Source organism: Sphingopyxis sp. NFH-91, assembly GCF_021401285.1.
GTDB classification, from domain to species: Bacteria; Pseudomonadota; Alphaproteobacteria; order Sphingomonadales; family Sphingomonadaceae; genus Sphingopyxis; species Sphingopyxis terrae_A.
In genome coordinates, this window is sequence record NZ_JACBGA010000006.1 from 170,042 (window position 1) to 186,616 (window position 16,575).

At 65.0% G+C, this 16,575-nt stretch carries 21 protein-coding genes and 1 other RNA gene; 9 read left to right on the forward strand and 13 right to left on the reverse strand.

From position 1 onward, the window contains the following. The first annotated feature begins 11 nt into the window (after positions 1–11). Entirely contained in the window at positions 12–632 is a 621-nt protein-coding gene (locus L0963_RS14250; RefSeq protein WP_234180212.1) for a PilZ domain-containing protein, read from the forward strand. A 5-nt stretch (positions 633–637) separates the two neighbouring features. Here the strand turns inward: L0963_RS14250 and L0963_RS14255 are convergent, their stop codons facing one another. From L0963_RS14255 to rpsD, 6 genes are all read right to left on the reverse strand, one after another. Beyond that, positions 638–1,297 (reverse strand): FABP family protein, encoded by a 660-nt coding sequence (locus L0963_RS14255; protein ID WP_186403050.1) that lies wholly within the window; start codon positions 1,295–1,297, stop codon positions 638–640. A 24-nt stretch (positions 1,298–1,321) separates the two neighbouring features. Then, on the reverse strand, positions 1,322–2,173 hold the full coding sequence (aguB, locus tag L0963_RS14260) for an N-carbamoylputrescine amidase (RefSeq protein ID WP_234180213.1): 852 nt from the start codon (positions 2,171–2,173) through the stop codon (positions 1,322–1,324). A gap of 110 nt (positions 2,174–2,283) precedes the next feature. Next, on the reverse strand, positions 2,284–2,745 hold the full coding sequence (locus L0963_RS14265; RefSeq protein ID WP_234180214.1) for a hypothetical protein: 462 nt from the start codon (positions 2,743–2,745) through the stop codon (positions 2,284–2,286). A gap of 279 nt (positions 2,746–3,024) precedes the next feature. Next, on the reverse strand, positions 3,025–4,008 hold the full coding sequence (locus L0963_RS14270) for an agmatine deiminase family protein (RefSeq protein ID WP_062902252.1): 984 nt from the start codon (positions 4,006–4,008) through the stop codon (positions 3,025–3,027). Between the two features lie 14 nt (positions 4,009–4,022). Beyond that, positions 4,023–5,720 carry a M28 family metallopeptidase gene (locus L0963_RS14275; RefSeq protein ID WP_234180215.1) on the reverse strand — a complete coding sequence of 566 codons (1,698 nt, stop codon included), beginning with the start codon at positions 5,718–5,720 and terminating at the stop codon, positions 4,023–4,025. A 116-nt stretch (positions 5,721–5,836) separates the two neighbouring features. Then, positions 5,837–6,448 carry a 30S ribosomal protein S4 gene (gene rpsD / locus L0963_RS14280; protein WP_003044490.1) on the reverse strand — a complete coding sequence of 204 codons (612 nt, stop codon included), beginning with the start codon at positions 6,446–6,448 and terminating at the stop codon, positions 5,837–5,839. Positions 6,449–6,647: 199 nt separating this feature from the next. On the opposite strand from rpsD, the gene L0963_RS14285 reads away from it, so the two are divergent. After that, positions 6,648–6,959, forward strand: coding sequence for a chorismate mutase (locus tag L0963_RS14285; protein ID WP_058811316.1), 312 nt, complete (start codon positions 6,648–6,650; stop codon positions 6,957–6,959). 7 nt (positions 6,960–6,966) lie between these two features. Here the strand turns inward: L0963_RS14285 and L0963_RS14290 are convergent, their stop codons facing one another. From L0963_RS14290 to rpiB, 6 genes are all read right to left on the reverse strand, one after another. After that, complete coding sequence (locus tag L0963_RS14290; RefSeq protein WP_234180216.1) at positions 6,967–7,179, reverse strand: hypothetical protein; 213 nt, start codon at positions 7,177–7,179, stop codon at positions 6,967–6,969. 113 nt (positions 7,180–7,292) lie between these two features. Then, positions 7,293–8,045: an RNA methyltransferase gene (locus tag L0963_RS14295; RefSeq protein WP_186403044.1), complete on the reverse strand. Its 753-nt coding sequence runs from the start codon at positions 8,043–8,045 to the stop codon at positions 7,293–7,295. Positions 8,046–8,047: 2 nt separating this feature from the next. Continuing rightward, entirely contained in the window at positions 8,048–8,512 is a 465-nt protein-coding gene (nrdR, locus tag L0963_RS14300) for a transcriptional regulator NrdR (protein WP_062902257.1), read from the reverse strand. A gap of 3 nt (positions 8,513–8,515) precedes the next feature. After that, positions 8,516–8,734, reverse strand: a complete 219-nt coding sequence (locus L0963_RS14305; protein ID WP_062766734.1) for a hypothetical protein — start codon at positions 8,732–8,734, stop codon at positions 8,516–8,518. 5 nt (positions 8,735–8,739) lie between these two features. Further along, positions 8,740–10,047 (reverse strand): serine hydroxymethyltransferase, encoded by a 1,308-nt coding sequence (glyA, locus tag L0963_RS14310; RefSeq protein WP_186403042.1) that lies wholly within the window; start codon positions 10,045–10,047, stop codon positions 8,740–8,742. After that, on the reverse strand, positions 10,044–10,496 hold the full coding sequence (rpiB, locus tag L0963_RS14315) for a ribose 5-phosphate isomerase B (protein WP_062902259.1): 453 nt from the start codon (positions 10,494–10,496) through the stop codon (positions 10,044–10,046). Before rpiB ends, glyA begins: the two co-directional genes overlap by 4 nt. A gap of 152 nt (positions 10,497–10,648) precedes the next feature. Between rpiB and L0963_RS14320 the strand changes: the two genes are divergently transcribed. Continuing rightward, positions 10,649–10,813 carry a hypothetical protein gene (locus L0963_RS14320; protein ID WP_186403041.1) on the forward strand — a complete coding sequence of 55 codons (165 nt, stop codon included), beginning with the start codon at positions 10,649–10,651 and terminating at the stop codon, positions 10,811–10,813. A gap of 148 nt (positions 10,814–10,961) precedes the next feature. Here the strand turns inward: L0963_RS14320 and L0963_RS14325 are convergent, their stop codons facing one another. After that, complete coding sequence (locus L0963_RS14325; protein ID WP_003044467.1) at positions 10,962–11,618, reverse strand: alpha/beta hydrolase; 657 nt, start codon at positions 11,616–11,618, stop codon at positions 10,962–10,964. A 211-nt stretch (positions 11,619–11,829) separates the two neighbouring features. On the opposite strand from L0963_RS14325, the gene L0963_RS14330 reads away from it, so the two are divergent. From L0963_RS14330 to L0963_RS14355, 6 genes are all read left to right on the forward strand, one after another. Then, positions 11,830–12,915, forward strand: a complete 1,086-nt coding sequence (locus L0963_RS14330; RefSeq protein ID WP_062903180.1) for a cysteine desulfurase family protein — start codon at positions 11,830–11,832, stop codon at positions 12,913–12,915. Continuing rightward, entirely contained in the window at positions 12,912–13,250 is a 339-nt protein-coding gene (locus tag L0963_RS14335) for a 2Fe-2S iron-sulfur cluster-binding protein (protein WP_120694163.1), read from the forward strand. Before L0963_RS14330 ends, L0963_RS14335 begins: the two co-directional genes overlap by 4 nt. Continuing rightward, the gene (gene bla / locus L0963_RS14340; protein WP_217373317.1) at positions 13,250–14,158 is read left to right on the forward strand and encodes a class A beta-lactamase; all 909 of its coding nucleotides are present in this window, start codon (positions 13,250–13,252) and stop codon (positions 14,156–14,158) included. The genes L0963_RS14335 and bla overlap by 1 nt, the downstream gene beginning before the upstream one ends. A gap of 41 nt (positions 14,159–14,199) precedes the next feature. Next, positions 14,200–14,297, forward strand: an RNA gene (ffs, locus tag L0963_RS14345) — signal recognition particle sRNA small type. A gap of 334 nt (positions 14,298–14,631) precedes the next feature. Next, positions 14,632–15,423 (forward strand): hypothetical protein, encoded by a 792-nt coding sequence (locus tag L0963_RS14350; protein WP_234180217.1) that lies wholly within the window; start codon positions 14,632–14,634, stop codon positions 15,421–15,423. Positions 15,424–15,517: 94 nt separating this feature from the next. Beyond that, positions 15,518–16,564 carry a hypothetical protein gene (locus L0963_RS14355; protein WP_234180218.1) on the forward strand — a complete coding sequence of 349 codons (1,047 nt, stop codon included), beginning with the start codon at positions 15,518–15,520 and terminating at the stop codon, positions 16,562–16,564. Positions 16,565–16,575: the final 11 nt, after the last annotated feature.

Sequence of the window (16,575 nt, forward strand, 5' to 3'; positions counted from 1 at the left end):
AGGAGGATGGAATGATCGAACCCCGCTTTTCGGGCACGGCGCACGAACCCAGGGCCGCGACCGATGGCGATCGTCGTGGGGGGGACCGTTACCGGACGGTCTGGCGGATCGCAAAAGTCGTGCGCGACAATGATGTCGGGCTGTGGCGCGTGCGCAATATTTCCGATCGCGGCATGCAGCTTGCGGCCGACGTTCCCGTCCATGTCGACGAAAATCTGGACATCTATCTGTCCGACAGTGTCGTGCTGAAGGGCAAGATCGTATGGGCCGACGGTGGCCGCTGCGGCGTCGCCTTTCACGAGGAGATCGACGGCGCCGGCCTGCTCAAACAGCTTGCTGCCGAACAGCGCGCTTATGGCTATCGCGCCCCGCGCATCCCGCTCCACTCGCGCGCCAAGGCGCAGGTCGATGGGGTCGAAAGCATCATCGAGCTTGTCGACATGTCGCAAAGCGGCGCGGGCTTCGTCCATGGCGGACATCTTGAGGTCGGGCGCCATCTGCACCTGACGCTGGCCGACGGGCTGGAGCGCAAGGCGATCGTGCGATGGGCGCGCGGCGGCCGCGGGGGACTCTGGTTTACCGAACCGCTGAACCGCGTCGATCTGGAAAGCATTCGCCGCTTCGAGGGCTGAACCGTTCAGGCGATCGCCTTTGCCGTGCCGTCGCGGACGATCTTCGCCCAAGGGTTGAGATCGGCTTCGGCAACCTTGACCAGCCGGTTGTGGTCGCGGTGCCGGAAAGGCTCGTCGCGGCCATGCACCATCAGCATCGTGTCGGAGACATAGCTCCACGATCCGTCAGCATGGAATTCGACGTCGAGCTGATAGCTGTCGGTACGGAACGCCGCTTCCAGAAACGCGGTCGAGCAGATGCCATATTCGGTCTGGCCGCGCTCGGCGCGGACCGACAGCTTGCGCGCATCGGGCACCGCGTGCCCCGCCGCAATCGCGATCTGGCCGCGCGGGATCGCCAGCGTCTGCAGGATCAGCCCGGTCGCCGGTTCGTAGAGCCAGTAACCGACCTGGTCATGGAAGGTGATATCCTCTTCGGGCGTGTTGATGTGCAGATGGTAGCGCAGGCCATAGAATAGCTGCGGCCCGTTCGCTTGCGGGTCGATCGGCTGCATTTCGACCCGTTCGTAATAGTTGCGGGTTTCGGGGCCGTCGGCCTTCGGATTGACATCGACGCCGCGCTTTCCTTCCCAGATACCGGCGAAGTGGCGCAGCGGGCCGAGATTGGCGAGCGTGTCGGGATCGACATTCTCGGGCTCGGTGAAGATGTCGTTCGGCACGTCCATGCGTTATCCCCCCAATCCGCGCGGTCAGATGTCCTCGGCCAGCCGTCCGTAAAGCTGGGGCCGGCGGTCGCGGAAAAAGCCCATGCCCGCACGATGCTTCGCCGCGCGGTCGAGATCGATCGTTTCGACCAGCACCCCCGTTTCGGCGGCGCCGAACGCCTGCGTCAGATCGCCCCATTCGTCGGTTATGAAGCTGTGGCCATAGAAATTCGCGTCACCCTCTGCGCCGATGCGGTTGGCGGCGATCACCGGCATGCAGTTCGACACCGCATGACCCTGCATCGCGCGGCGCCACATGTGGCGGGTGTCGAGGTCGGCGTCATAGGGCTCGCTGCCGATCGCGGTCGGGTAGAAAAGCAGTTCGGCGTCCATCAGCGCCATCGCACGCGCGCATTCGGGATACCATTGGTCCCAACACACCCCGACGCCGATGCGGGTGCCAAAGACGTCCCACACCTTGAACCCCGTGTTGCCGGGGCGGAAATAATATTTCTCTTCATAGCCCGGCCCATCGGGGATGTGGCTTTTGCGATAGATACCCATGATCGCGCCATCGGGGCCGATCATTGCGAGCGTGTTGTAATAATGCGGCCCGTCCTTCTCGAAGAAGCTGGTCGGGATCGCGACCTTCAGCTTCGCGGCGAGCGCCTGCATCGCCTTGACGCTCGGATGCTCGGCGGTCGGGTGGGCGCTAGCGAACAGCGCCTCTTCTTCGACCTGGCAGAAATAGGGGCCTTCAAACAGCTCGGGCGGCAGGATGACCTGCGCGCCCTTGGCCGCCGCCTCCTCGACGAGCGCCGTGACCGCGTCGATATTGGGTTGCACGGGTCCGGGAAGGGGGAGCTGGAGCGCGGCGACGGTGATGGTACGGGTCATGAGGCGGATATAAGCAAGCCAGCGCATCTTGCCACCGCAAAAGCGGATGAGCGGTTGGCGTTGTTAGGATCGGGGGCGTCGGCTAGCGACCGATGGCGGTCATTGGGCCATCAAAGCTGTGACGCGTTCCACGGCGACAGCCGTAAAGGTTCTCTTTGTTGCACGATCGTCGAAGCCGCTTCCTGCCTTAACGTTGCCGCGTCCGATGCGAGGTTGGACATGCGCTCGGCCTTTAGACGAAGCACCGATGTTCGATCCCCGGGGCCATTCAACACACGCCCGAACATTTCGGCTGCTTCATCGTTACGCCCGACTAGCCCTGCTGCGACCCCGGCGTTGTAGAGCATCCAACTTGGGTGCGCCGGTGCCTGTCGCGCTTCGGTCCGTCCCTGTTCCGGGAGAATCTCGGCCGTATCGGGTAGGGAACTAAACATTGCCGCAAGTCGCCGTGCTCCATCGGCCGCTCTGTCGGCGAGGCGCGCGACTGCCACCGCAAATTGTTCGTCCGATAAGTATTCCTCGAAGCCTTCCAAGCGTCCGCCGAAGTCGAAGCTGATCGGCGCAACGTCCATCCCAAGCCAGTGTGCTCCAACGTTAAGATAGCTGCCCTTGCTCCAAGAGCTTGGCTGGAACTCGACAACAGTGAGCCACCAAGAATGATCGAAGAACCATAAGCGCGATTGCCCTTTGCGCTGAAAGCCTAAGGGCCTCAGCGCCGCTTTTGCGGCGTTGGCAATGATCTTGTCGTGTGGGCCCGGTATTCGTCCTCCGCGCCAAAACCTATTCGCGCTTTCGTCGGTTTCCTACCCCAACACCGACGCTTGCACCACCATCCGTGCCCACGCGTCGCCTCACGCCGGCACCTGCTGGCTCGAGCAATGGAAGCTGCCGCCGCCGGCGATGATTCCGCGCGCTGGAACGCCGACGGCGCGGCGATCGGGGAACAGCACCGCGAGTGCCTCGACTGCAGCAGCATCGTTGGCGACGCCATAGGTCGGGACGACAACAACCGTGTTGCCGATGTAGAAGTTCATATAGCTCGCCGCGACGATCTCGCCGTCCATCTCGACCCGGCCGGGCGAGGGGAGGTCGACGATCTCGATGCCACCGAACGCCGCGGCGCGCACGCGCGCATCCTCGTAAATATCGGCGTTGGGGTCGTCGCTGCCCGCCGCCACGGGCAAGGCAAGCCGCCCCTCGCCCACGAAGCGGGCGAGATTGTCGACATGGCCGTCGGTATGGTCGCCGACCAGCCCCTTGCCGAGCCACAGCAGGCGGTCGATACCGAGCGACTGGTGTAGCCTTACGGCAATGTCCGCGCGCGTCAGAGACGGGTTGCGGTTGATGTTGAGCAGGCATTCCTCGGTCGTGACGCAAAGTCCGGTGCCGTCGACGTCGATCCCGCCGCCTTCGAGCACCCAATCCTGCTCATCGACGGGCAGGCCGCTTTCGGTCGCCAGCGCGGCGCCGACTTCCTGATCGCCCGGCATGACGAATTTCTCGCCCCACCAGTTGAAACGAAAGTTGCGCGCGCGCCTTTTCAGGCCCGTTCCCACGATGATCGGTCCCGTGTCGCGCAGCCAGATGTCGCCGAGCGGCTGCACCAGGATGCGCACCCCGTTGTCGACGAGAGCCGCAGCAATCTGCGCCTGCCGCTCGTCATTGACCACTAGCCGCACCTCCTCGCCGCGGCCGCCGTCGTGGACAACGTTGGCAAAAGCAGCGACATCGGCACGCGCCGCATCGATTTGCCCCGCCCACTCGTCATCGAGGTGCGGAAAGCCGATCCACACTGCGGCGTGCGGCGCCCATTCGGCGGGCATATGGAGCGTCATGGGCGCCGCCTCGCTTATTTGCCTTCGCGCGATTTGTCGCGCGCGGCGCGGAACTCGTCGCCTTCGTTCCAGTTGGGCCAGCTATCGGTCGATGCGAGCATCCGGCCGGCGGCATAATAGAGGCGGAGATCGGCGAGCATGCCGTCCCAATTCTTTATCGCCGCATATTCGTCGCCGGGCGCGTGGTAGCGGTTCTTCTCATAATCCTCGGCGGCTTTCTTGCCGGCGTCCTTGCCGCCCGCGACCAGATCCTCGCCGGCGCCGAAGTTGAAGAAGGGCACGCCGCGCTTGGCGAAGCTGAAGTGATCCGAGCGATAGTAGAAGCCCTTTTCGGGGGTCGGTTCTTCGACAATCGTCACCTTCGCCGCCTTGGCGATCTTCTCCAGATAGGCGTCGAGCTGCGACTTGCCGCGGCCGACGACGACGATGTCCTTCGCGGGCCCATTGGGGTTGAGCGCGTCCATATTCACGCCGCCAACCGTTTGCGCGAGCGGAAACACCGGGTTCGCGGCATAATATTCCGATCCGAGCAGACCCGATTCCTCCGCCGTCACCGCCAGGAACACGATGCTGCGGTCGGGCGCGCCCGCCTTCTGATAGGCCTGCGCCAGCGTCACCAAGGCGGCGGTGCCGGTCGCATTATCGACGGCGCCGTTGCAGATGTCGTCGCCGTTCACCGGCGTGCAGCGGCCAAGATGGTCCCAATGCGCGGTATAGAGCACATATTCGTCGGGCCGCTTCTTGCCAGGCAGAATGCCGATGATGTTATGCGACAGCTTCTTGGAAATCTGATTGTCGAAGCTGAGCGAGGCCTTGACGCCGGTGAGCGGGACGGCCTTGAAACCCCTCTTGCCCGCCGCTTCGCGCAGCGCGTCGAAATCCTGCCCGGCGCTTGCGAACAATTCCTTCGCCTTGTCGAGCTGTATCCAGCCGTTCGCCGCAGTCTGATCGGCGCCGCCATCCTTCTTTTCGGCGAGATATTGGGTGCCGGTGTTGCTGCTTTCCACGACGTTCCAGCCATAGGCGGCGGGTTCGGTGTCGTGGACGATCAGCGCGGCGGCGGCGCCCTGGCGCGCCGCTTCTTCATATTTATAGCTCCAGCGGCCGTAATAGGTCATCGCGCGGCCGTTGAATTCGCCTTTGGTTTCCGGGGTTTGCCAGTCGGGGTCGTTGACGAGGATGACCACCGTCTTGCCCTTCACATTGAGCCCGGCATAATCGTTCCAGCCCTTTTCAGGCGCGTTGATGCCATAGCCTACGAAGACGACGTCGCTTTCCTTGATTTCGGTCTTCGGCTGCACGCGGTAGCTGAAGGCGACATAATCCTTCGCATATTGCAGCGTGACCGGCGCCTTGCCGCCGGTGAAGCGCAGCGGCGTCGCATTCTTCGCTGTGATCTCGACAAGCGGGACTTCCTGCGTCCACTGGCCGTTGTTGCCGGGCTTCAGCCCTGCCGCCGCGAACTGGCTCGTCAGATAAGCGATCGTCTTTTCCTCGCCCTTCGTCCCGGGTGCGCGGCCCTCATAGGCGTCCGATGACAATTCCTTGGTCACATCCTGCAAAGTCTGGAGCGACAACTCGGGGAACTGGACATCGGGCAGCACGGCAACAGCGTCGGCCGCCGTGGCCCCGGTCGTCGGCGCATCGGCATTGCACCCGGCAACGCCGAGCAGAACCGCAAGAGCTGCGGTGGTTCGGGGGAAGCGAAGCATGGAATTTCCTTGGGTTTTCGTGTTTGACGGGAGGCTTTTGCCAGCCGGGCCGCCCCGATGCAAGAAGGGCGGCCCTTTCGGACCGCCCCCTTGATGTCGCTTCGGTGGAAACCGGATCAGCGCGAATAGAATTCGACGACCAGATTGGGTTCCATCTTCACCGGATAGGGTACTTCGTCGAGCGTCGGCACGCGGACGAAAGTCGCCTTGGTGCCGTCGAGCGCCAGATATTCGGGCAGGTCGCGCTCGGGCAGGCTCTGCGCTTCGGCAACCAGCGCCATTTCCTGCGCCTTCTTGCCGAGGGTGACTTCGTCGCCCGGCTTCACGAGGCGGCTCGCGATGTTGCACTTCACGCCGTTCACATAGACGTGACCATGGCTGACGAGCTGGCGCGCCGAGAAGATCGTCGGCGCGAACTTGGCGCGATAGACAAGCGCGTCGAGGCGGCGTTCGAGCAGGCCGATCAGATTCTGGCCGGTGTCGCCCTTCATGCGCGCGGCTTCGATATAGTTCTTCTTGAACTGCTTTTCGGTGATGTCGCCGTAATAGCCCTTGAGCTTCTGCTTGGCGCGGAGCTGGATGCCGAAGTCCGACATCTTGCCCTTGCGGCGCTGACCGTGCTGGCCGGGGCCATATTCGCGGCGGTTGACCGGGCTCTTCGGGCGACCCCAGATGTTTTCGCCCATCCGGCGGTCGAGTTTGTACTTGGCGCTCTGGCGCTTCGACATATGTCGTCTCCAATTTGCTGTGTGCCGAAGGATTTCGGCGGATCCCGGATCGCACCACAGGTCCGCTGTCCTGTGCGACCGCCGCTTCACCGGGGTGCGGGGTCAATTTGCGAAGGCGCGCGGTTAGACCGTAGGCGCGGCCGAGTCAAGTCGTGCCGGACGCTGGACGGCGCGCAAAAAGGCGCTAAAGGCAGCGCGCATGACCTCTGCCAAACTTCCAGACCAATGCGAAACCATGGCCGACGTGCGCGCTGGCGTCGATCAGGTCGACCGCGAGCTTGTCGCGCTGCTGGTGCGCCGGTTCGGCTATATGGACGCGGCGGCGCGGATCAAGACCGAGCGGAGCGCCGTTCGCGACGAGCCGCGCAAGGCGCAGGTGCTCGACAATGTCGCGCGCGAAGCCGAAAGCGCGGGCCTCGATCCGCAGCGTATCCGCGCGGTGTGGAACGAACTGGTCGAACAGTCGATCGCCTATGAGGCCGTCCGCTGGGACCGCCTGCGCGCCGACTAACCGTCGCTCAATTGGTGGCGGCGGTACCGGGCTTGTCGCCATCGGCGTGGGCATCGTCCTTTGGCGGTGCCGATTCGACGACGGTGCGGCAGATGCGCTTCGGCACCGCGCTGCCGGTGCTTTCGACCTTTTCGCAAATCTTCTTCGGCTTGGCCGACTTTGCCGGCGGAGGGGCTTCGGTTCCCGCCGCTGCAAAGGCGAGCGAAAGCATCAGGCTCATCATCTTCAGTCTACTCCCGGGGAGAGCCGCGTCGCAATTCTGCGGCGGCGGGCCAACGATGCTGCACCGCAGCACGATGCGAAGAAATTGTCAATTCCGTTGCGGCGGACGACTTACCGCGCGCGGGGCGTGCGGCCCAATATGGTCACGATCCCGTGCATCATCCGGATGTCGTTGTGCGACCAGCCGGTCTTCGTCAGCGCGGTGCGCAGCGTCCGCAGCGTTGCCTCGGTCCGTTCCTCGGGAAAGAAATAGCCGGCCTTGTCGAGGTCGCGGACGAAATGCTGGATCAACTCCTCTAGCTCGCCGTGCGGGGCGGGGGGATCGAGCGGGACGTCCGGCGGGCTGGCGAGCGCGATGCCTCCCTTGCCCCCGCTCGGGACATGCTTCGACCATTCATAGGCGAGCAGGATCACCGCCTGCGCCAGATTGAGCGATCCGAACTGGGGGTTGATCGGCACCGTGACGATGCTGTGGGCCAACGCGACGTCGTCGGTTTCCAGTCCCGAGCGCTCGGGCCCGAAGATATAGGCCGACCGTCCGGCGCTGGCATGAACCTGCCTTGCCGCCTCTTCGGGCGTGAACACGGGCTTGGAAACCCCGCGCTTGCGCACGGTGGTCGCATAGATGGTCTGGCAATCGGCGACCGCATCGGCCAGCGTATTGAATACCTGCGCCTCGGCCAGCACCACGTCGGCCCCCGATGCGGCGGGCCCCGCATCGGGGTTCGGCCAGCCATCGCGCGGCGCGACAAGGCGCAGTTCGGTCAACCCGAAATTGAGCATCGCGCGCGCTGCCTTGCCGATATTCTCGCCAAGTTGGGGGCGCACGAGAACAATGACGGGGGGAGGGGCCAGATCCGTCACGGTCAGCCCTGCTTCGCTGCCTCGGTGATCGACGAGGCAAATTCCTCGAAATCCCGGGCTTCGGTAAAGTCGCGATAGACGCTGGCGAAGCGGATATAGGCGACATTGTCGAAGCCCTTGAGCGCCTCCATTACCATCGCGCCGATCTGCGTCGCCTGGACCTCGTTGTCGCCCGAGGTTTCGAGTTGGCGCTGGATGCCCGACACCAGTCGTTCGATCCGCGCGCCGTCAATCGGGCGTTTGCGGCACGCGATCTGGACGCTGCGCATCAGCTTTTCGCGGTCGAAGGGTTCGCGCCGCCCGTCGGCCTTGAGTACGGCGACCTCGCGCAGCTGGATACGCTCGAAGGTGGTGAAGCGCGCGCCGCAATCCTCGCACTGGCGGCGGCGGCGAATGGCGGCGCCGTCCTCGGTCGGGCGGCTGTCCTTCACCTGGCTGTCTTCATGTCCGCAATAGGGGCAGCGCATGGGCTATCGCTTCACCCGCGTATAGAGTGCGATGGCTGCGCCCGCGAACAACCCGACCGGCCAGGTCACGACGGGCAGCACCGCACCCGCGATCGCACCCACGACGCCGCCGGTGATGACCGGCCGCGTCGAGGGATGGTCGATCCCCTGCTTGCCCATCGCCTTGACCTCTTCGATCGTCAGTTCGACCAGCGTCGGTTCCTCGGGGTGCTGCCGCGCCATCGCCCTTATCCCTGATAGATGGGGAAGCGTTCGCACAGCGTGCGGACGCGGGCGCGGACATTCGCTTCGACATCGGCATCGCCATGCTCGCCCTTGTCGCGCAGCGCTTCGAGCACGTCGGCGACCATGTCGCCGATTTCCTCGAACTCGGCGATCCCGAAGCCGCGCGTCGTTCCCGCGGGCGATCCGACGCGGATGCCGCTGGTCTTGACCGGCGGCAGCGGATCGAAGGGCACGCCATTCTTGTTGCAGGTGATCGCCGAGCGTTCGAGCGCCTCGTCGGCGTCGCGGCCGGTGATGCCGAGCGGACGCAGGTCGATGAGGGCGAGGTGCGTGTCGGTGCCGCCCGCGACGACGTCGGCGCCGCGCGCCTTGAGCCGATTGGCGAGCGCCTGCGCGTTGGCGATCGTCGCCTTCGCATAGTCCTTGAACTCGGGGCGCAGCGCCTCGCCGAATGCCACCGCCTTGGCCGCGATGACGTGCATCAGCGGGCCGCCCTGCAGGCCGGGGAACACTGCCGAGTTGATGCGCTTCGCAATCGCCTCGTCATTGGTCAGGATCATGCCGCCGCGCGGGCCGCGCAGCGTCTTGTGCGTCGTCGTGGTGACGACATGGGCATGTTCCATCGGCGAAGGGTGGGCGCCGCCGGCGACGAGGCCCGCGAAATGCGCCATATCGACCATCAGCAGCGCGCCGACATCGTCGGCGATGGCGCGGAAGCGCGCGAAGTCGAGCGTACGTGGATAGGCCGAGCCGCCCGCAATGATGAGCGCGGGGCGATGTTCCTTCGCCAGTGCCTCGACCTGGTCGAAATCGACCAGATGATCGTCGGCGCGCACGCCATATTGGACGGCGTTGAACCATTTACCCGACATGGCAGGCGCCGCACCGTGCGTGAGGTGGCCGCCGGCATCGAGGCTCATGCCGAGGATCGTCGCGCCGGGCTTGGTCAGCGCCAGCATCACCGCCCCGTTCGCCTGCGCGCCCGAGTGTGGCTGGACGTTCGCGAAGTTGCAGTCGAAAAGCTGCTTCGCGCGATCAATCGCGAGCTGTTCGACTTCATCCGACGGCGCGCAGCCCTGATAATAGCGGCGCCCCGGATAGCCTTCGGCATATTTGTTGGTGAAGACCGACCCCTGCGCCTCGAGCACCGCCTTGGAGACGATGTTTTCCGAGGCGATCAGTTCGATCTGATATTGTTCGCGTTCCAGCTCATGCTTCATCGCTGCGGCGACTGCAGGGTCGGTGGCGGCGACGCCGTCGGTGAAATAGCCGGCCGATTTGATGGGCTTGTCGAGCGTGTCGGTGGTCATTGGCTGTTCTCCAGGACGGGCGGGTGGGAAAGCTTGTCGACGCGGCGCGCGTGGCGGTCGCCGGCGAAGTCGGTGGTCAGGAAGGCGGTGACGCAGGCCTTGGCCATGTCGATGCCCGTCAGCCGCGCACCCATCGCGATGACGTTCGCGTCATTATGTTCGCGGGCAAGCTTCGCCGACAGCGGCTCGGACACCAGGGCGCAGCGGCACGCCGGATTGCGGTTGACCGAGATCGAGATGCCAATGCCCGACCCGCACAGCGCAATGCCTTTATCGGCGCTGCCATTGGCGACCGCAGCGGCGAGGCGGTAGCCATAATCGGGGTAATCGACGCTCTCGGGACCATGGGTGCCGAGGTCGGCAACCTCATGCCCTTCGCCGCGCAGCCAGTCGGCGAGCAGCGCCTTCAGGTCGGTGGCGGCATGGTCGGATGCAATGGCGATGCGCACGGCGCGTCTCCCGCTGGGGCGTTGAGGGAATCGGATTAGCGCGCTTTAAGCGAAGCGCCGCGGATTGGCCATAAGCGGCAGTGGCTTTTTCGCCGCTATTTTGTCACAAAGCGGGTTTGACCGGCCGGCCTGCCGCCCGTAGAGCGCCGGGCATGGGCGACCTATTGCTTTCTATCGTCATGTTGGGCGGAATCGCGCTGCTGGGCGGTGGGGTCATGGTGTTTCGCAGCGGCGACCGCCGCCGCGCGCTGCTGATGGTTGTCGCGGCGCTGATCATGTTCGCCAATGTCGCCATCTGGCTGGTTCCGGTGAAATGATATCGGTCCTCCCTGTCGCGTAGCGATGGGGAGGGGGACCGCTCGCGAAGCGAGTGGTGGAGGGGCGGCGGATTCGCGCTATTTGCCCCTCCGTCAGCCCTTCAGGCTGCCACCTCCCCATGGCTTCGCCACAGGGAGGATTTGAAGCTCAGCGGATCGGTGAATCGGGCGCAAGCCGCATGTCGAGATAATTATCGAGCGACTTCATCAGCTGATCGAGTTCATGCTCGAAGAAATGGTTGGCGCGCGGAATCTCGTCGTGGTGGATGGTGATGCCCTTTTGGGTGCGCAGCTTGTCGACGAGCTTCTGGATCGCGCCTGGCGGGACGATTTCGTCCTGGCCGCCCGCGACGATGATACCCGACGACGGGCAGGGCGCGAGGAAGCTGAAGTCGTACATGTTCGCCGGCGGCGCGACCGACAGGAAGCCGCGAATTTCAGGGCGCCGCATCAGAAGCTGCATGCCGATCCAGGCGCCGAAGCTGAAGCCGGCGACCCAGGTCGTCTGCGCCTCGGGGTGGATCGACTGGACCCAGTCGAGCGCTGCCGCGGCATCGGACAATTCGCCGATGCCATTGTCGAACGTGCCCTGGCTGCGGCCGACGCCGCGGAAGTTGAAGCGCAGCACGGCGAAGCCGCGCGCGACAAAGCTCTTGTACATCGCCTGGGTGATGCGGTCGTTCATCGTGCCGCCACCCTGCGGGTGCGGGTGAAGGATCAGCGCAACCGGTGCGCGCGGACGCGGCGGGGGCGAGAAACGACCTTCGATGCGGCCCTCGGGGCCGGGGAAAATGACGTCGGGCATGGAAGCACCTCTTATCTTTTTTGAGCTCCCGGCCGAATCGCCGGTTGGCGGGGTGGCGGAGCGAAGGTCGCGCCTATATAGAAAATAGGTCTCGACTTGCAACTTTTGCGAATCGTTCGCAATAGAAGGCGATTCCTACTCTTGTTGGTCATCCGACGAGAAAGAGAGAGCGTCGCTCGACACCAACGCGATTAGCGGGCAAATGCCGCAAATGATCTACCTCGACTATCAGGCCACGACCCCGCTCGCTCCCGAAGCGCGCGAGGCGATGCTGCGATGGCTTGGCGATGACGGCGACAGCTTTGCGAACCCCGCGAGCACGCACAAGGCAGGGCGCGCGGCGGCGGCGGCGGTCGAGGTTGCGCGCGATCAGGTGGCGGCGCTGTTGCCGCGCGGGGGGCGCGTCATCTTCACGTCGGGCGCGACCGAGGCGCTGAACTGGGCGCTCTTCTGCGGTGCGCGCGCGATGCCCGGCGGGGTTGCGGGGCTCAGCATCGAACATGCCGCATCGCTCCAGTGCCTCGAGCGGCTGGACGCGGCGATCCTGCCGGTCGATGCGGCGGGGCTGGCGCTGCCGCCCGACGCGGCGCTGATTCCTGAAGGCGGTATCGTCGCGACGATGCTGGTCAACAACGAGGTCGGGACGATCCAGCCGGTCGCCGATTTCGCCGCGGCGGCGCATGCGAAGAACAGCCTGCTGCTGTGCGACGCGGTACAGGGGTTCGGCCGCATCGCGATCCCCGAAGGGCCCGACCTGATCGCCGTATCGGCGCACAAGATTCACGGGCCCAAGGGGATCGGCGCGCTGTGGATTCGCGACGGCGTCGATCTGCCGCCGCTGATGCTGGGCGGCGCGCAGGAACAGGGGCTGCGATCGGGGACCGTCTCGCCCGCGCTCTGTGCCGGGTTCGGTGCGGCGGCGGCGCTGGCGGCCGACCGTCTGGAGGTCGACGCTGCGCATGTCGAGCGCCTGTGGTCGCTCGCGATGGACATGCTGCCCGAGTGGACGATCAACGGCGCCGAAAGCCAGCGCTATCACGGCAATCTCAATATCCGACGCGAAGGGGTCAACGGGCTGCGGCTGATGTCCGATGCGCGCGGCGTCGCCTTTTCGCTGGGCAGCGCCTGTGGCAGCGGATCGGGCAAGGTCAGCCATGTGCTGCGCGCGATGGGCATCAGCGAAGCCGACGCGCGCGCCTCCATCCGTCTCGGTTGGGGACGCTATACGTCCGAACAGGCGTTGCGCGACGGGCTGAATGCCATCAAGGATGCGGTCCGCTTGCAGGGAGTGAATTGATGCGCGTCACCTTCATCCATGCCGATGGCAAGGGACGCACCGAAGTCGTCGCGGAACCGGGTTCGATCCTGCTCGACGTGGCGCAGGCGCATATGATGCCGCTGGAAGGGACGTGCGAGGGGCAGATGGCCTGTTCGACCTGCCATGTCATCGTCGCGAAGGAGGATTTCGGCCGCCTGCCGCCCGCCAGCGAGATGGAGGAGGATATGCTCGATCTTGCCGCCGGGGTGCGCCGGACCAGCCGCCTGTCGTGCCAGATCGTACTGACCGAGGATCTCGACGGTCTGACCGTTCATATCCCGTCCGAAAGCCGCAACATGCAGGGGCCGCGCTGATGCGTCGCCGGCGCGCTGTGGGCTTTGCCCTGACGCTCGCCGCCGTCGTCACGCTGGCCGGGTGCGCGTCGTCGCCTGCCGCGACCAACAGCGCCCGCGACAGCGCGCAGGCGAGCGTCGCGAACCGGATCGCGGCACTGGAAAAGAAAAGCGGCGGTCGGCTGGGCGTTGCCGTTACCGACCAGTTCGGGAAGCTGATCGTCGGCCACCGCGCCGACGAGCGTTTTGCGATGTGCTCGACCTTCAAGCTGCTGCTCGCGGCACAAACGCTGACCGCGGCGAAGAACGGTGTGTCGCTGCGCACGCCGCTGCCCTTCACGCGCGCCGAACTGCTGCCGTACTCGCCGGGCGCCGAGCGCCTGCTCGATGCGGAGGGGAAGGGCGAATATCGTATCGGCTTCGCCGCCGAGGACGCCGTGGTGCTCAGCGACAATCTCGCCGCCAATCTGCTGCTCGATCATTTCGGTGGCCCGACCGCCTTCACCGATCATGTTCAGGCGACCGGCGATCTGGTCACGCGGCTCGACCGGATGGAGCCCGACCTCAACGCCAATATTCCGGGCGATCCGCGCGATACCACCAGCCCCGCGGCGATGGCGAAGAGCGCGGCCGCCTATATCTTCGGCGACAAGCTCGACACCGCCTATCGCACGATGCTGCGCGATTGGCTGGTCAAGAGCGAGACCGGGCTTGAACGCATCCGCGCCGGGCTGCCCAGGACCTGGCATGTCGGCGACAAGACGGGGTCGTGTGGTACCGCCTATAATGACGTGGCGTTCGTCGAGGAGCCGGGGGGCGACAAATATATGATCGCCGTCTATCTCGACCGCCCCGCGCTGAAGGGCGACGCCGCCAACGCGATCATCGCCGATGTGGCGCGCGCGGTGACGGGCGACCGCACCGAATAGCCGCGCCGCTTGCAATTCGCGCCCACCGCCGCCATATGCGCGCCGGGAGTCGGGCGGACGCAGTCTTCGCCAACCCGGTCAGGTCCGGAAGGAAGCAGCCGCAACGAATTCGCTGCGGGTCGTTCCGGCTCCCACCCCTCATGAAATTCAGAGCTGTCCGGACTGGCTTTATTCGTCCTTGCTCTTGTCGAAATGGCCCGCCAATCCTCTGTAGATTGGGGGAGGAATATATGCACCTGTGGGCAGCGATCGCGACGATTTTGGCGATGGCGACATCTGGACAGACTTTCGCCGCGGAACCCGCGGCCACCGGCGCCTCCTTGTCGCGATTGTGCGGACTCCAGAAGGCCGGGCCATATCGGTTCGGAGTGCCGAGGTATGAAGCGCGATTGGGCGAATCTAAGCCGGGCGGCGAATCTTTTCCCGCCCCGTTCAGCCGCGTAAACCTTGTCACGACCAACTGGTCCGGCCGTGTGATGCTGGTCGAGTTTCGGGGCCCGATCGCCGAGTCGGACGCGGGATCGGCAGCCGAGACGATGATGGTAGCGGGGTTCCAACGCGATGGCTGGCGTCCTCTGTTCGATGCGGCCGACGAGTCCGTGCCGACCGCTCCTGAGATCGCGGATGCCGATCATATTTTCACGCGGACAACAGACGAAAAGGGGATGTCGGGAACCCTATACGCGGGGTTGAGCTGGCGCGCCGGCCAACTCACGCTTGCTTGCGGGCGTGCCGATCTGCTGGCGCTCGACAGGCTCGAAGCTGAGGGGGTGCTGCCCGAGGATGCACGGCGGCCCCAGGAACCGGCGCCGGTTACAGCGGCACCGCTTACGTCTGCCCGATGCATCGATCTGGAGACGCAGGCGCAGGCAGCGGCAATGTTCGATGGCGGGACCGACGCCTATGTCGATCAGGTCGGCGATCAACAGGATTATTGGGATAGGCTGGCGCGGTGGCAGCGCTGGCGCCTTGAAAAGTCGGGCAAGGTCGATGCGGCTCGTCTCGACGAGCTGCAATATGCGGCGGAGGACGCCCGTAACGCAGCTGCGCAAGAGGATCCGCTGGCGGCTATGACCGGTGCACTTGAGGCGATGCCGGAGCTGGAAGAGGCCCGGAAATCGCGTGAGCCGCGACGGATATGCGAAGCCTATGCGAGGGTTGCAAATTTCGTGGCGAATGATCTGTGGCAGCGCGCGGAGCGTTCAAAGGCCGTGAGCGCGGCATGGGCGGCGGAAGCTGCGCGACTGGATATTCCGCTGGATTAAGCTCTTCGTTTTTCCTCCGGTCATAGCCAAGACTACGGCTTGACCGCCCGCAATTGCCCGCACACCCTGCGCGTCGCAGCAGGGGAGGATGGGCATGAGATATCTTGTTCCGGCCGGACTGGGCATGGCGGTCTTGCTCGTAATGGGGGCGGTGCAGACCTCGACGGCGTATGAGATCAAACCGAAACAGCCCAATCATGAGCGGCTGACCGCGCTGGCCGAGCGGTGCCTTGCTGCCGCCGCCGGTGCCTTGCCCAGCCATTGCCCGCTGCCCCGCACCGCGGCCGAGTTTGCGGGGACCGACATTGGCGGGTCGGTCTACGCCAATGCCGTCCGCTGGCCGGACGATCCCACGCGCCAGATCAGTGCGACGGGCCTGGGCAAGATTGCGGTCAATCTTGGCGCCGAACGCTGCAAGAGGCATGTCGGGCCGGGCAAGCCCTTTGGCGGCCTGATGTGCAACAGCCATTATGGCGCGCTGCAATTCCTGCACGCCATGCGCCCGACGGCGGGCGAGGCGCCATCCGAAACCCGCGCCAAGATCCTCGGCTGGACGCGCGCGGCCTTTGCCATCGCAACAGGGCAGGGCGTTGATGCGACGACGGGATATTGCACCTATTTCCGAAGCCAATCTCCCGCACTTGCCGAAGCTTTTGCGCCGCCCGGCTTTCCCTATTGCGACGACCGGACCGAAGGCGGGAAAAGCTATAAGGCGTGGCGCGTGCATACGCTGTTCACGCTCGAATGCCGCAATCCCTTCGCGTCGACCAAATGCAGCGAATTGACCGGCGATGTCGCAGCCGATCTGGCACGCAAGCGCGCGGCCGGGGCTTTGCTGCATCTGATCCAGGACAGTTTCTCGCAAAGCCATACGGCGCGGGGCGGCGTTTTTCCCGCCGGCCCCTACAGCGCCCGCGTCGTGTGCCTGCCGGTGCGCGAATATTATGATTATGCCCAGAATAGCGGCGTCCATCCGGCGGCCGACAAGGCGCCGACCTTCGACCTTGCCGGCTGCGCCGACGGGCCGGTGGCCGATCCGATCACCGCGTCGGCGCAGATGCTCTGGTTGATCGAGCAGCGCGCGAATCCCGATGCGGCGGTCAAGCTGATGGCGGAGGCGGTTCTGGGCGCGGCGACCTGACGCGCGGCGGC